This window comes from Nocardiopsis alborubida (genome assembly GCF_012396365.1).
Taxonomy (GTDB): domain Bacteria; phylum Actinomycetota; class Actinomycetes; order Streptosporangiales; family Streptosporangiaceae; genus Nocardiopsis; species Nocardiopsis alborubida.
Genome location: NZ_JAAXPG010000021.1, coordinates 31,845 through 44,491, shown reverse-complemented (window position 1 = coordinate 44,491; position 12,647 = coordinate 31,845). Strand labels below are relative to the sequence as shown.

Annotated in this window: 12 protein-coding genes; 9 read left to right on the top strand and 3 right to left on the bottom strand. The window is 70.6% G+C overall.

Going from position 1 to position 12,647, the window contains the following annotated elements; translation table 11 throughout:
- Nucleotides 1-132 precede the first annotated feature (132 nt).
- From HGB44_RS21090 to HGB44_RS21080, 3 genes are all read left to right on the top strand, one after another.
- Nucleotides 133-789 (top strand): YbhB/YbcL family Raf kinase inhibitor-like protein, encoded by a 657-nt coding sequence (locus HGB44_RS21090; RefSeq protein ID WP_061082600.1) that lies wholly within the window; start codon nucleotides 133-135, stop codon nucleotides 787-789.
- Between the two features lie 353 nt (nucleotides 790-1,142).
- Entirely contained in the window at nucleotides 1,143-3,305 is a 2,163-nt protein-coding gene (locus HGB44_RS21085) for a hypothetical protein (protein ID WP_168444092.1), read from the top strand.
- A 339-nt stretch (nucleotides 3,306-3,644) separates the two neighbouring features.
- Nucleotides 3,645-6,008, top strand: a complete 2,364-nt coding sequence (locus HGB44_RS21080) for a SulP family inorganic anion transporter (protein ID WP_061082365.1) — start codon at nucleotides 3,645-3,647, stop codon at nucleotides 6,006-6,008.
- Here HGB44_RS21080 and HGB44_RS21075 read toward each other — a convergent pair.
- The 3 genes from HGB44_RS21075 to HGB44_RS21065 all read right to left on the bottom strand — a co-directional run bounded on the left by HGB44_RS21075 (nucleotide 5,957) and on the right by HGB44_RS21065 (nucleotide 8,918).
- Nucleotides 5,957-6,106: a hypothetical protein gene (locus tag HGB44_RS21075; protein WP_017567933.1), complete on the bottom strand. Its 150-nt coding sequence runs from the start codon at nucleotides 6,104-6,106 to the stop codon at nucleotides 5,957-5,959. The genes HGB44_RS21080 and HGB44_RS21075 overlap by 52 nt on opposite strands.
- A 1,629-nt stretch (nucleotides 6,107-7,735) precedes the next feature.
- Nucleotides 7,736-8,161, bottom strand: a complete 426-nt coding sequence (locus HGB44_RS21070; protein ID WP_061082366.1) for an NUDIX hydrolase — start codon at nucleotides 8,159-8,161, stop codon at nucleotides 7,736-7,738.
- Entirely contained in the window at nucleotides 8,154-8,918 is a 765-nt protein-coding gene (locus HGB44_RS21065; protein WP_061082367.1) for a GntR family transcriptional regulator, read from the bottom strand. The genes HGB44_RS21070 and HGB44_RS21065 overlap by 8 nt, the downstream gene beginning before the upstream one ends.
- A 142-nt stretch (nucleotides 8,919-9,060) precedes the next feature.
- Between HGB44_RS21065 and HGB44_RS21060 the strand changes: the two genes are divergently transcribed.
- The 6 genes from HGB44_RS21060 to HGB44_RS21035 all read left to right on the top strand — a co-directional run bounded on the left by HGB44_RS21060 (nucleotide 9,061) and on the right by HGB44_RS21035 (nucleotide 12,349).
- Complete coding sequence (locus HGB44_RS21060; RefSeq protein ID WP_061082368.1) at nucleotides 9,061-9,393, top strand: SCO3933 family regulatory protein; 333 nt, start codon at nucleotides 9,061-9,063, stop codon at nucleotides 9,391-9,393.
- 119 nt (nucleotides 9,394-9,512) lie between these two features.
- Nucleotides 9,513-9,653, top strand: coding sequence for a hypothetical protein (locus HGB44_RS21055; RefSeq protein ID WP_168444091.1), 141 nt, complete (start codon nucleotides 9,513-9,515; stop codon nucleotides 9,651-9,653).
- Nucleotides 9,654-10,994, top strand: coding sequence for an FtsK/SpoIIIE domain-containing protein (locus tag HGB44_RS21050; RefSeq protein WP_061082369.1), 1,341 nt, complete (start codon nucleotides 9,654-9,656; stop codon nucleotides 10,992-10,994).
- Between the two features lie 116 nt (nucleotides 10,995-11,110).
- Nucleotides 11,111-11,809 carry a DUF2637 domain-containing protein gene (locus HGB44_RS21045; protein WP_061082370.1) on the top strand — a complete coding sequence of 233 codons (699 nt, stop codon included), beginning with the start codon at nucleotides 11,111-11,113 and terminating at the stop codon, nucleotides 11,807-11,809.
- Nucleotides 11,810-11,916: 107 nt separating this feature from the next.
- On the top strand, nucleotides 11,917-12,048 hold the full coding sequence (locus HGB44_RS21040; protein WP_061082371.1) for a hypothetical protein: 132 nt from the start codon (nucleotides 11,917-11,919) through the stop codon (nucleotides 12,046-12,048).
- A 154-nt stretch (nucleotides 12,049-12,202) separates the two neighbouring features.
- Nucleotides 12,203-12,349, top strand: a complete 147-nt coding sequence (locus tag HGB44_RS21035; RefSeq protein ID WP_168444090.1) for a molecular chaperone DnaJ — start codon at nucleotides 12,203-12,205, stop codon at nucleotides 12,347-12,349.
- The last annotated feature ends 298 nt before the right edge of the window (nucleotides 12,350-12,647 follow it).

The following is a 12,647-nucleotide window of genomic DNA, read 5'->3' as shown; positions in this document are numbered from 1 at the left end:
CTGGGGAACGTGTCGTCGGCGCCCGCCCGAGGAGCCGCCCGTTCCCCGCCGGTCCGGCGCCGGGTCTCCTCCGAGCGCCGCGCCCGTGTCACCGAGATGCTCGCCTCCACGGCCCGAAAAGCAGGAGTCCCATTGTTCCCGGCCCTCCCCTTCCCCCGGACCACCGGTGCACCGCGTACGGCCCGCCCGTCCCCCGGTACGCGCGCGGGCGCGGTGGCGGCCGGGGCCGTCGTGGCCCTGACCACGGGCTGCGGGATCCTCTCCCCCGCGCAGAACGGCGACATGCCCGACGACATCAACGTCACCAGCCCGCTGATGCAGGAGGGCGAACCGCTTCCCGCGGCCTACTCCTGCGAGGGCGCGGCCGAGACCGCCGCGGAGGGTCAGGGCGACACGGGCGGCTCCGAGGACCCCGAGGAGGCCCAGCAGGCGTACTCGCCGCCGCTGAGCTGGTCGGGGCTTCCCGACGAGGCCGGGTCGATCGCGCTGGTGATGGACGACCCGCAGGTGGCGCAGGTGTTCTGGGTGGTCTACGACCTGGACCCGGAACTGGTCGAGCTGCGCCAGAACACCGTGCCGGCCGACGCCAAGCAGGGCCAGAACAGCATCGGCGAGTCCGCCTACGACCCGCCCTGCCCCGAACCCGACGAGGCCTACGAGTACCGGTTCACCGTGTACGCCCTCCGGAGCCAGCTGGACCTGCCCGAGGGCGCGACGCTGAGCGCCTCCCTGGAGGCGATCGCGGAGCAGGCCGTCGCCCGCGGTTCGCTGGTCACACGCAGCGAGTGACATAGTTCACCGCGGGCGTTCCCTCCGGATCGGCCCCGGATGACCCGACGGATCCGGGGTCACGGTGATTCCTGGAGGAAGCTCCCGTCGCCCTCTGCACACGGAGCACGACAACGCATACAGTGGGTCTGTGCCCCCCGCCCCATTTCAGATGACCGATACTCGTCCACTCGCCGCGCGGCGCCCTGACCCGAAACCGCACCGGACCGCCTGCGTCCCCCCGCAAGCGCAGGCCGAACCCACCGGATCACCGCGGTCCCCGGAGGTCACCGCCTCCCCTCGACCGGCCTTCTCCTGGCCGGTCACCGGTGCGACCCGGGCGCGGCCGACCTCCCCAAGGTAGTGCGTACACCATGACCGTCACCGTCATCATCATCATCGCCGTCATCGTCGTGCTCGCCGTGCTCGTACTCCTGTTGCTGGGCATGCGCGCGCTGAGCTCCGGCTCCCGCGAGGACGACTACGACGACGAGTACGAGCACGAGGACGCCGAGGGCGACGAGGATCGGCCTCGCGGCCGCGCCCGCGGCCGGGAGCGGGCCCGCGACCGGAGTCGGGGCCGCGACCCCGACGAGGACGAGGACGAGGACGACGGGGAACCGGAGCCGCGCGGACGCAGCCGCCGGTCCCGCCAGGGCGGCGGCGCCAGGGCGGAGCGGCGTCCCCGGGGCAGGCGCAAGCTCGACGCGGACTGGGACGACGATGACGACTCCCTCTCCGACAACGACTTCTGGTCGAGCCTGGGCGAGGACGGCCCGGCCCAGCGTCCCTCCGGGGCGCGGGACGGGCGCGGGGACCGGGACTCCGCCGTCACCGTGACCGCGCACGAGTACGAGGACGACGACTACGACGACGGGTACGGGGACTACGAGGACGAGGAGCCGTCCGGGCCTCCCGGAGCCACCACGGTCCTGCCCGCCGCCGGAGGCCGCAGGAACAGCGACCCCTCCGCGGACCTGGCCATGCTGGCCAGCCTGGGCCAGGGCAGCGGGCCCCAGCCGGTGGAGAACGAGGAGGAGCCGTCGCGGAGCCGGGGCCGCAGGCGGCGCGGGGCCGAAGCGCCCGGTGATGACGAGCGCGCCCTGCCGCCGGGGGCTCCGCCGCGTTCCGCGCTTCCCCCTGCGCGGGAGGCCACACCCCCGCAGGGGGTTCCCCAGCCCTCCCAGCCCGCCGCACCGGCGGCCTCGGCCGCCGACGATCCCCTGGGCACCGGTTCGTGGTCGCCCCGCGCCTCCTCCTACTCGCCCTCCTCAACCGATCCGTTGGGGTCCTCCACAGGTGCGCACGACCCGCTGGGGTCCGCCTCGGGGAGTGACCCGCTGGGGTCCCCCTCGGGGCGCGACCCGCTCGGCGGGTCCGGCCCCGTCCCGTTCTCGGGAGATCCGTTCCAGGGCAGATCGTTCTACGACAGCGGGTCGATGAGCCGCTCGGACTACCCGGGGACCGCCGGTGCGCGGGGCGCGTCCCCCGGCGACCCGCTCGACCCGACGTTTCGGCCCTCGGCACCGGCACCGGCACCGGCACCGGACACCAGCACGAGCTCGCCGATATGGTCCAGCATGGACACCGGCGCGCACCAGCGCTCCGAGCTCGGCTTCGGCGGCGGGCAGGGCGGCGCGGGCGCGGCACCGGGCGCGGGCCAGGCGTCCCCGGGCGGCGCGGGCGACCCCGTCGACCCCCTGACAGGGGGCTACCGGTCGCGGTCGGAGGCGTCCCACGACACCGGGGCACACCAGCGCTCCCCCTACGACACCGGAGCGCACCAGCGGTCCTCCTACGACACCGGCAACCACAGCCACGCGGACTACGGCATGCCCGGCACCGGACGACCCGAGTTCGACACCGGCAACCACACCCGCCCCTCCTACGACACCGACTCCTTCAACCGCAACGACTACGACACCGGAACCCACCACCGCTCCCCCTACGACACCGGGGCACACCAGCGGTCCTCCTACGACACCGGCAACCACAGCCGTCCGGCCCAGCCGGACCCCAACCCCCCGCTGTGGGGCGGCCAGGAGGACGGCGGCGCCTTCGGGGCCCCGGGCGTCCACGGCGTTTCCGGTACGACGGGCTTCCCCGGCGGGACCGGCGGTTCGGGAACCCCGGGACCGCCGACGCCGTTCGGCCAGGGGCCGGTCGGCCAGCCCGGCCACCCGTCCGCGTTCCCCGGTGAGGCTCCCGGCTACCCGACGGGCGGCTACCCGGTGGACCAGGTGCGCGGGGACTCCGTCGCGGGCTACGGCGGACAGCCCCCGTTCGGCTACCCGGCCGCGGGCACCGGCGGCTACCCCGGGGACCCGGCCGGCTACCCGCCCGGCGGCCAGCCCCAGCAACCCCGGCATCCCGGCTACGGCGGCTTCCCGCCCGCGCGGGACTGGCAGTCCGGCGAGGAGGAGCGGCACCCCGGCGGACCGCAGGCTCCGGGACCGTACCCGGCCGACTCCCGTGACCCGCACGGCCACGACCGCAACCGTTACGAGGGCGGGTACGAGGACGGCCGCTTCATCTGACCTTCCGGACGTCCGTAACACACGGTAGTGGCCCTTTCCGGACCTCAGGCCACACGAGAAGTACATCACTTCACACCCCGAGGCAGCGGGAGATCCCGCCACCTCGGGGTTTTATCTGTCCGGGTTTGTCCCCGGGACATGTGAAGACAGGAAAATGGTTACCAAGCGAACAACAGACCGTAACACTCCGTGGCCGAGAATGGCTACAGTTGGTGATGCTGGGGACACCCTCAGGAACGTCCTCTCATCCCGCGTATCCACGCACACCCCCCGATCCGGACACCGCAGTCCCCGTGCGCCCACGCATCACTTGCCTGGTCCAACCCGAACGGAGTAACCATGCGCAACGACGCCCAGGGAGTCACACCCGAGAGGCCGCCCACGGCCTCACCCGGGCACCGTCCCGACCGCCACAAGGGGATCGCCGCCGACGTCGGCGCCTCACTGGTGGTCTTCCTGGTCGCCGTCCCCCTGTCCCTGGGGATCGCCGTCGCCTCCGGCGCCCCTCTCATCGCCGGGATCATCGCCGCCGTGGTCGGCGGGATCGTCGCCGGGCTCGTCGGCGGGTCCGTGGTCCAGGTCAGCGGCCCCGCCGCCGGTCTGACCATCATCGTCGCCGACCTGATCATGACCTACGGCTGGCGGGTGACCTGCCTGATCACCCTGCTGGCCGGGCTGGTCCAGCTCGCCCTCGGCGCCTTCCGCATCGCCCGGGCGGCCCTGGCCGTCTCCCCCGCCGTGGTGCACGGCATGCTCGCCGGGGTCGGCGTCACCATCGCCCTGGCCCAGCTGCACGTGGTCCTGGGCGGCGAACCGCAGAGCTCGGCGATGGCCAACATCGCCGACCTGCCCCACCAGATCGCCAACAACCACACCCCGGCCGTCGCGGTCGGCGTCATCACCATCGCGATCATGTTCACCTGGAACAGGCTGCCCTCACTCGGGCGGCTGCGGCCCGCCGCGGTGCCCGCCGCGCTGGTCGCCGTGGCCACCGCGACCCTCATCTCCACCACGAGCGGCTGGCAGGTGCAGACCGTCGCCCTGCCCGACTCCCTCGCCGACGCCTGGAACGGCCCGATGCTGCCCGAGGCGGGGCAGTGGGACGGCATCGCCCTGAGCGTGGCCGCCGTGGCCATGGTCGCCAGCGTCGAGTCCCTGCTCGCCGCGATCGCCGTGGACCGCATGCACAGCGGCCGCCGGGTGATGCTCAACCGCGAGCTGTGCGGCCAGGGCGCGGCCAACACCCTCAGCGGCGCCCTGGGCGGGCTGCCGGTGGCCGGTGTGATCGTGCGCAGCACCACCAACGTGCGCGCCGGGGCGCGCAGCCCGCTCTCGACCATCCTGCACGGCGTGTGGATCCTGCTCTTCGTCGCCCTGTTCGCGCACGTGGTCGAGTTGATCCCGATGCCCGCGCTCGCGGCGCTGCTGGTGTTCATCGGCGTGCAGATGGTCTCGGTCGCCCACCTGCGCGACCTGCGCCGCCACCACGAGGCCAGCGTCTACCTGGTGACCCTGTTCGGCGTGGTGTTCCTGGGGCTCCTGGAGGGCGTGTTCATCGGCTTCGGACTGGCCATGATCGTCTCCCTGCGCAGGCTCACCAAGCTGACCGTGACCACCGAGGAGCGCGACGACCGGGTGCACATCACCGTGCACGGCTCGCTCACCTTCCTGGGCGTGCCCCGGCTGGCGCACGTGCTGCGCACCGTCCCCTCGGGCTCCCGGGTCGACCTGGACCTGCACGTGGACTTCATGGACCACGCCGCCTTCGAGGCCATCCACGCCTGGCGGGTGGACCACGAGCGCACCGGCGGCAGCGTCGACATCGACGAGGTGCACGAGCAGTGGTACACGCGCAGCTCCACGCGGTCGGCGCCCGCCGCCAAGACCGCGCCGGGCGGACTGGCCCGCGGGTGGGCCCCCTGGAGGATGCGCGGTGACGGCGACCGCGGGGTGAACGCGCTGGGCCTGCTGGCGGCCGGCGCCCGCGAGTACCACGCCAGCACCACCGACCGGATGCGGTCGGTGATGAGCCGCCTGTCGCACGGCCAGAACCCGACCGCGCTGTTCGTCACCTGCGCCGACTCGCGCGTGGTGCCCAACCTCATCACCGCGAGCGGCCCCGGAGACCTGTTCACCGTGCGCAACCTCGGCAACCTGGTGCCGCCGCGCGACACCCCCGACAACGGGTCGGTGGGAGCGGCGATCGAGTACGCGGTGAACGTGCTGCGGGTGCCCTCGATCGTGGTGTGCGGCCACTCCCACTGCGGCGCGATGCAGGCCCTGCTGGAGAAGGCCCACCTGGAGGCGGACGAGGCGGCATCGCACATGTGCCGCTGGCTGTCCAACGGCTCGGAGAGCCTGGTTCGGGCGGGCGAGGAGTCGGGCGCCCTGGCGGGCCTGCCCACGGCGGAGGCGCTGCGCCGCCTGGCTCAGGCCAACGTGGAGGCGCAGATCGGCAACCTCATGAGCTACCCGGTGGTCCGCGAGCGGGTGGAGGCGGGCGAGCTGACGCTGACGGGGATGTACTACGACCTGGAGACGGCGAGGGTGCACCTTCTGGACGCCGAGACGGGGGAGTTCGCCCCCGTGCAGGGCGTCCAGGACGTGGACGACCCCGTGCCCCATCCGAGGCCGGATGCGGACCACGGGGATCAGCTGGTGGAGGAGTCCTCGTCGGGCGCGTCGTCGCGTCCGTCCTGCTGAACGCCTGAGGCCTGGTAGGAGGCGAGCAGGACGATCACCACGATGGCCAGGACCGGCAGACCGAAGAGAGCCACCCAGAAGGCGGTGGAGTCGAACAAGAGTCACCCATTCCCGTGAACGCGGATGCCCGCTGGGCCCGACCCCGGACGTCGGCCCACGGGCGTACGCGCTCCGGAGCTCGCCCGGGATAGGGAGCGCAGGGGCCAATCTATCGGTGCGCACGGGCCCGGGGCCATCACCGGCGGGCTGTAGGACTGTACCCGTGCGCCGGGAGCGGCCCCCGGGCGGTCCCGGCGCACCGCCCCGGTAAGGACGCGGCCCCGGTACGCCGCCCGGGGGTCCCCACCCGCCGGAACGCCGCGGACGGGACCGCACCGGCCCGGCTCATGCGGGGGCCGGGCACGGGGGACCAACCTGCTCCTGCGGTCCGGTTGGTCCCCCGGAGCGAGCGGAGAGCGAACACGGCCGTCTCCCCCGCGCTGCGCCGCTGGTCAGGGAGGTGTGTGAGGGGGAGTCGGCCGGTAAGCCGGATTCCACTACCCCCGGCCTGCTGGCCTCGACCGATACCACCAGAAGCCGCGTCACCTGCGATGACAGGTCTCGCGGCTTCTCGCTGTTCCTCAGTGCTCCCCGGCCTACTCCGGAACACAGCCGGAACAGACCCACTGGCCCTCCTGTCCTCTCTCCGACCGCTCCCCCGCCCTTCCCCTCTTCTCTGCCTTCTGCGCTCCTCTGAGGCCCTGCTTCCTGGTGTCCTGCGCACGTCACCCGCTGCCCTGGCCTGGTCCTCTGGAACCCGCACGCCCCGGCCTTGCCGTCTTGTCGGTCCAGTCCACCCCTTGGTCCCTGGACTTTTGCTGCCCTTGGTTCGACCCCCTGGGACGAACGCCGTGCCCGACCTCTTGGGCACGGCGGGGCGCGCGAGGACGCGCCGCGCGGGACGCAGGCGAGCGCGGACGCGGCGCGCCTACCGCCGGACACCCGTCAGGGTGTCCAGCAACCGCGCTTGCGCACTCTTGGTTGCTCGGTACATCAAAACGCTCGCACTGATCCGCCGGAGAGAATCCCCGGTGGTTCATGCCCCGCGACACCCGCGTGCCTCACGCCCTGGTCCTCGCGCCCGTCCCCTGAAACACCCCGCCGGCCCCGCGTCCTGTTCTCGCGTCCGCTCCCTCACATCCCGGCCCGGCCTGCCTCGTCCGCTTCGCGCTTCGACCCGTCCGGGTCGAACCAGCAAAGGAACCAGGCCCACCCCCCGCCTCCCCTTCCCCCACCACGCTCCCGCCCCGCCCCTCTTCCCGTCACCCTTCGTCCACGCGCAGCGCAACCGCGCCACCCAGGGGCCACAAGGTGGAGCGCCCCACTGTACGAACGACCTTGTGGCCCCTGGGTGGTGTGGTAGGTCCTTGACTGGACGACGGGTGAAAGGGGAGAGGGGCGCACCACCACAGCAGACCTGCACCGTGCGCAGCCACCCCCGCTTCCTGGAGCCCGGAGTCCCCGCCGGAGGCAGTGTTCTCGCCGTGGCGACCGCAGGGCCGCAGCCGCCAGCAACGCGCCCGGCCATCCGCCCTCCTGGCCGCGTCCCGCACCCGACCACCCAGCTCAGCCGCAGGCTGCCCCGCACCGCAGGTGCGGGCTTGAAGACGTAAGGAAACTTCTCATCACCCGGTTCCGGGCATGAAGAAACCCGGAAGACTCAAGGTCCTCCGGGTCGCTTCCCTGGTTCACACCAGGTTCGTGCCGTCGTGGCAGCGGATGAACGGGCCGTCGTCTCGTAGCGCGTCCAGAACACGAACCAACCTCGCCTCAGGCATCCGTTGACGGGCCTCATCGACGCTGATCCAGCGGGCCACCTTCGCCTCATCCGACGGTTGGGGTTCTCCGGATTCGACCGTGCAAGCGATGGCCATGCTCACCACGCCGAGTGGCATGTTCTTGTAGATCCCGACCAGGCGCCCCGGCCTGACCTTCACCCCGGTCTCCTCGAAAACCTCGCGGACAACCCCGTCTCTCGGGTCCTCGTGAAGCTCCAGAACGCCGCCGGGTGGAACCCATCGGCCATCATCGTCGCGCTCGATCGCGAGGACCTGGCCGTCATCGTTGAACACCACACCCGTGACGCTCACTGAGTGTCGTGGAGCCTCAGTCATCCTGGCTCTCTTCCCACTCGTAGACGAGTGACCAGGCGTAGGCATCCAAGACGTTCACCGTCGCCTCAACGTTCGTGCCCTGTGCGTCAATGCCCGTCCGGGTCACCACGATGACCGGAAGCCCTCCGTCGACTCCGAGGAACTCCGCCTCTTCCTGAAGAGGCCGGCGGATGGTGATCTCCTCGGTGAACCTGACCGGCCTGTGTCCTCGCTCCCCGAGGCGCCGGTACATCTCCGTGGGACCGACATCGGGGAAGGCGATGTCGATGCTTCCAGCGACGGTCATGGGAATGTGGGAGGTCGCCAGCTGGACCGGGCGGCCGGAAGCGCTCATGTGGCGCTGACGAACTAGGACCTCGGTGCCCGCAGGTACCCCGAGGTGATCCGCGATCTCGGGTGACGCTGGCTCCACCTCGCACTTCACCAGACGCGCGCTCGGTTCGAGCCCGAGCTTCTCCATCTCCTGGGCGAAGGTGCTGCCTGTGCTCTTGCCCCGGTCGAACGGGATGCGCCGGACACGCTGTGCCTTCTTCCGAGAGCTGACGAACGTGCCCTTGCCCTGCCGGCCGTAGATGTCACCGGAGGTCTTGAGCGCCTGGACCGCGTTCTTGATGACCGTGGACGAGACCTCGTACTCCTTGGCGATCTCAGCGAAGGAGGGCAGCTTGTCTCCCGGCTTCAGGTCCCCACGCTGGATCTTCGCGCGGATGTCGTCCACGATGCGCCGGTAGAAGACCTCGTCTTCTGCGAACTTCATGTATCCCTCCTTGACCTGCGAGCTTAGTGCACTTAGGTCTCTAAGCGACGTGCGGCTTGCCTTGATCTCCTTGCCCCCCACTCCAACTTGGTGTACAAAGTACTCACAACTTAGAACACCAAGTGCACTAAGGAGATTCCTGATGCGAAGCATCCCCGTGGACACGTCCCAGATGGTCTTCATCGCTGCCGGTTCCCCGCGCCCCAAGGTCAAGGACCGCACCACCGGCGAGATCAAGTACAACGCCGACGGCTCCCCGATGTGGCAGCTCAAGGTGCTGGCGCAGGTGGAGGACAACGACGCCGAGACGTTGCTGGTCAGCTTCCCGGCCACGCACGCCATCACCGCCCGCCTGGGCACCCCGCTGACCGTGCAGGGCCTGACCGCGATCCCGTGGGAGACCAACGGCCGCCACGGCGTGGCCTTCGCGGCCTCCTCGGTCGCGCCCATGGACCTGCGCAAGGCCGCTGAGTAATGCCCGCCTGCTCGGTGTGTGCGGGTACCGGGGAGGTCCGGCACATGCCCGGTTACCAAACCACCCTGTGCCCAACCTGCAAGGGCAAGGGCGAAACCCCCTGAGAGGAAGGACCACCGATGGACCCCAAGGACGTGTGGGAGCGCTTGAACTTTGACAAGCGCACCTACGAAGAACTCCGAGACCTGATGGCGTACCTGTCCGGGTACGCGCCGGACGCGGTGAACTCCGGGATGACGACGCTGTGGGAGGGCCGGTAGATGTTCCCCGAGATTTTGTGGGCGGTGCCTCCGGCCGCCGCTGCGGTGCCGCTCTCGGCCGCCGCCTGGCACCACTGGTCACCTACCACCTGGTCCTACGGCCCCGGACTGGTCGGCTCGGCGCTGCGGGTCTACCTGACCTGGGAGCACGTGTCCCAGGGATGCGGCCTGTCGCACACCCGCCGCAAGACCAAGGTCAAGGGCGGTATCCAGCGGGTGAGCGTGGAGAAGAAGCCGCGTCTGTCACGGTTCCGTCCGACCCCGTTCGGGTTCCGGGTCCGCGCCCGGCTGCACGACGGGCAGACCCCCGACGACTACGCCCAGGCCCTCACTCGGCTCGCGCACGCCTGGCGGGTGCACTCGGTCCGGCTGCGCACCTCCGGCCCCGGGTGGGTGGAACTGGCCGCCTCCCGACGTGACCCGCTGGGCACCGTGACCAACCCTGGTCCGCTCGCGGCGGACTGGGAGCTGCTCAAGGTCCGCATGGGCACCCTGGAAACCGGCGACCCGTGGATCATCGACTTCCGGGCGGTCCCGCACTGGCTGATCATGGGCGCCACTCAGTCGGGCAAGTCCACCGACATCAACGCTCTGGTGTACCAACTCGCACCACAGCCGGTGGCGCTGGCCGGACTGGACCTCAAGGGCGGGGTTGAACTGACCCCCTACGTCCGGCGCATGTCCAAGCTGGCCACGACCCGCACCGAGTGCGCGGGGCTGCTCGATGACCTGATGACCATGCTCACCGACCGCATGACGCTGTGCCGTGAGGCTGGGGTGCGCAACATCTGGCAGCTCCCCGAAAAGGCCCGGCCCACGCCGGTGGTGACCGTGGTCGATGAGGTCGCCGAGTTGTACCTGATGACGGACAAGTCCGAGAAGGACGAGATCGCGCGCACCTCGACTCTGCTGTTGCGCAACGCCCAGCTCGGCCGCGCGTTCGGCCTGTACCTGGTCGTGGCCGGACAGCGGGTCGGATCCGACCTCGGCCCGGGTGTGACGGCGCTGCGCGCTCAGATCACCGGCCGCATTTGCCACCGGGTCAACGACGGTGAGACCGCCAAGATGGCGCTCGGTGACCTGGCCCCGGACTCGCTGTCGGCCGCGTTGAAGATCCCCGCCGAGATGCCCGGGGTCGCCGTGACGGTGGGATCTGACGGGCGCTGGTACCGGGGACGGTCGGACCTGACCACGGAACAGATGGCCGAAGAGGCCTCTGCCGAGTTCGCCCACATGGCCCCGGCCTGGGACCTGCTGGTTGCAGGTGAGGTCCGCACGACCGAAGACCTCGTCCCGGTGGACGCCGTGGACTGGGACCGGCTGGAAGAGGAGCTGTCCTGATGGGCCTCTCCTACTGGTGCTCGCGGTGCTGCAACCCCGCGTACACCAAGACCACCAGCACGAACGAGTGGGTGTGTGAGAACCACTACCGCGAGATCGAGAGGGGGTGGTGAACGGTGAAGCGACTGGCGTCGCTGTCGGCGGACTGGGCTCCGATCCTGGTCCTGGCCGGAATCGCAGCCGCGGGCTCCTTCACCCACATCCGTGACCTGGCCGAGAAGTCCGGACAGCACGGGTGGATGGCCTGGGCCGTGGCGGTCTCCATCGACTTGACCTGCGTCATGGCCGCTCGGGAACGCCAGCGTGACGCTGCTCGGGGCGTCAAGGACGGGGTGACCTGGCCGACCGTGGTCCTGGTCGGCGCGGTGGTGCTGACCTTGGCCGCGAACCTGGCCACGGCCCAACCCACGGTGTGGGGCTGGATCATGGCCGCCGTTCCGGCCGCCGCGTTCCTGGTCGCGGTCTCGATGCTGGAACGCCGCGCCGCCCACTCGGCCCCGGAACCTCCGGAGCCTGCGCCTGCTGAACCGGTGACCTCCGAGCATGAGGAGTTCCGGGTCACCGAGGTGCACTGGCAGCACACCGAACCCGCTCCGGCCCCCGCGCCCCAACCCCCACCGGCCCCGGTGGCTCCCGTCCCACAACCGGCCCCGGCCGCCGTGGAACAGGGGCATCCGCTGGCCTCCTACGCCGCCCAACTGGCGCAGGACTACCGCGTCACCCACGGCCGCGAGATCACCGTGACCGCGCTGCGCTCCCGCCTGGGGGTCTCCGAAACGGTGGCCGCGACCCTGCGAGACCAGATCACCACCTGAGAGGAGGCGAAGCGATGCAGTGCCACACCTGCGCGGGAACCGGCGTCAGCCGCACCGGGGACTGCACCAACTGCCACGGAACCGGCACGACCTGAAAGGCCAACGCCATGAAGACCAAGACCGTGATGTGCCTGGAGTGCTCCGGCACCAAGCGCGTGCTCACTCAGAAGATCGGGCTCCTGATTCGCAAGTACAGCACCTGCCCCACCTGCAAGGGAACCGGAACGGTGCCGCTGTGAAGGACTGCCCGCAGTGCACGGGGACCGGACAGGTCGTGGAAGAGGTGCCTATGCGACGCAAGGACCTGCCCGGACAGCAGGCCTGGTGCCTGTCCTGCATAGGTACCGGCAAGACCCCCGCAAACGAGAACTGAGCTAAGGAAGGCCGAACACCATGGCAAACACCAAGTACGAGACCTGCATCATCTGCAACGGCACCGGCCGAGTCGTGGTCGAGAAGCTGGGAATCCTCGGCGGACGCCGGTACGGGACTTGCGGCAAGTGCGACGGTTCCGGCAAGACCGTCGTCTACAGGCCCTGACCCGCGATGACCGCATCTGACAGCCACCTGTGCTCGAACTGCTACGGCCACGGCATCACCAGCGAGGGCCACACCTGCGCCGGGTGCTCCGGCTACGGCCATACCCCGACCTGACCCGGTGGGCGGCCTGCTTCCACACACCCGCCGACCCGCCACCCGCTTCGCCTGACCAACCAACCCAACACGCGAGACCGAACGAAGGAGAGATCACCGTGAACTGCTGGGAGAAGCCGACCAAGGGCGACAACGACAAGCTGACCGTGGGGAGGCCGACCCGATGAGGCGCACCGAGACCTGC

Coding starts and splice junctions, on each gene's coding strand:
- HGB44_RS21080 (WP_061082365.1), top strand. CDS start 3,645: ATGCGCAACGACGCCCAGGGAGTCACACCCGAGAGGCCGCCCACGGCC.
- HGB44_RS21065 (WP_061082367.1), bottom strand. CDS start 8,918: ATGAAGTTCGCAGAAGACGAGGTCTTCTACCGGCGCATCGTGGACGAC.
- HGB44_RS21040 (WP_061082371.1), top strand. CDS start 11,917: ATGAAGACCAAGACCGTGATGTGCCTGGAGTGCTCCGGCACCAAGCGC.
- HGB44_RS21035 (WP_168444090.1), top strand. CDS start 12,203: ATGGCAAACACCAAGTACGAGACCTGCATCATCTGCAACGGCACCGGC.
- HGB44_RS21070 (WP_061082366.1), bottom strand. CDS start 8,161: ATGACTGAGGCTCCACGACACTCAGTGAGCGTCACGGGTGTGGTGTTC.
- HGB44_RS21050 (WP_061082369.1), top strand. CDS start 9,654: ATGTTCCCCGAGATTTTGTGGGCGGTGCCTCCGGCCGCCGCTGCGGTG.
- HGB44_RS21060 (WP_061082368.1), top strand. CDS start 9,061: ATGCGAAGCATCCCCGTGGACACGTCCCAGATGGTCTTCATCGCTGCC.
- HGB44_RS21085 (WP_168444092.1), top strand. CDS start 1,143: ATGACCGTCACCGTCATCATCATCATCGCCGTCATCGTCGTGCTCGCC.
- HGB44_RS21055 (WP_168444091.1), top strand. CDS start 9,513: ATGGACCCCAAGGACGTGTGGGAGCGCTTGAACTTTGACAAGCGCACC.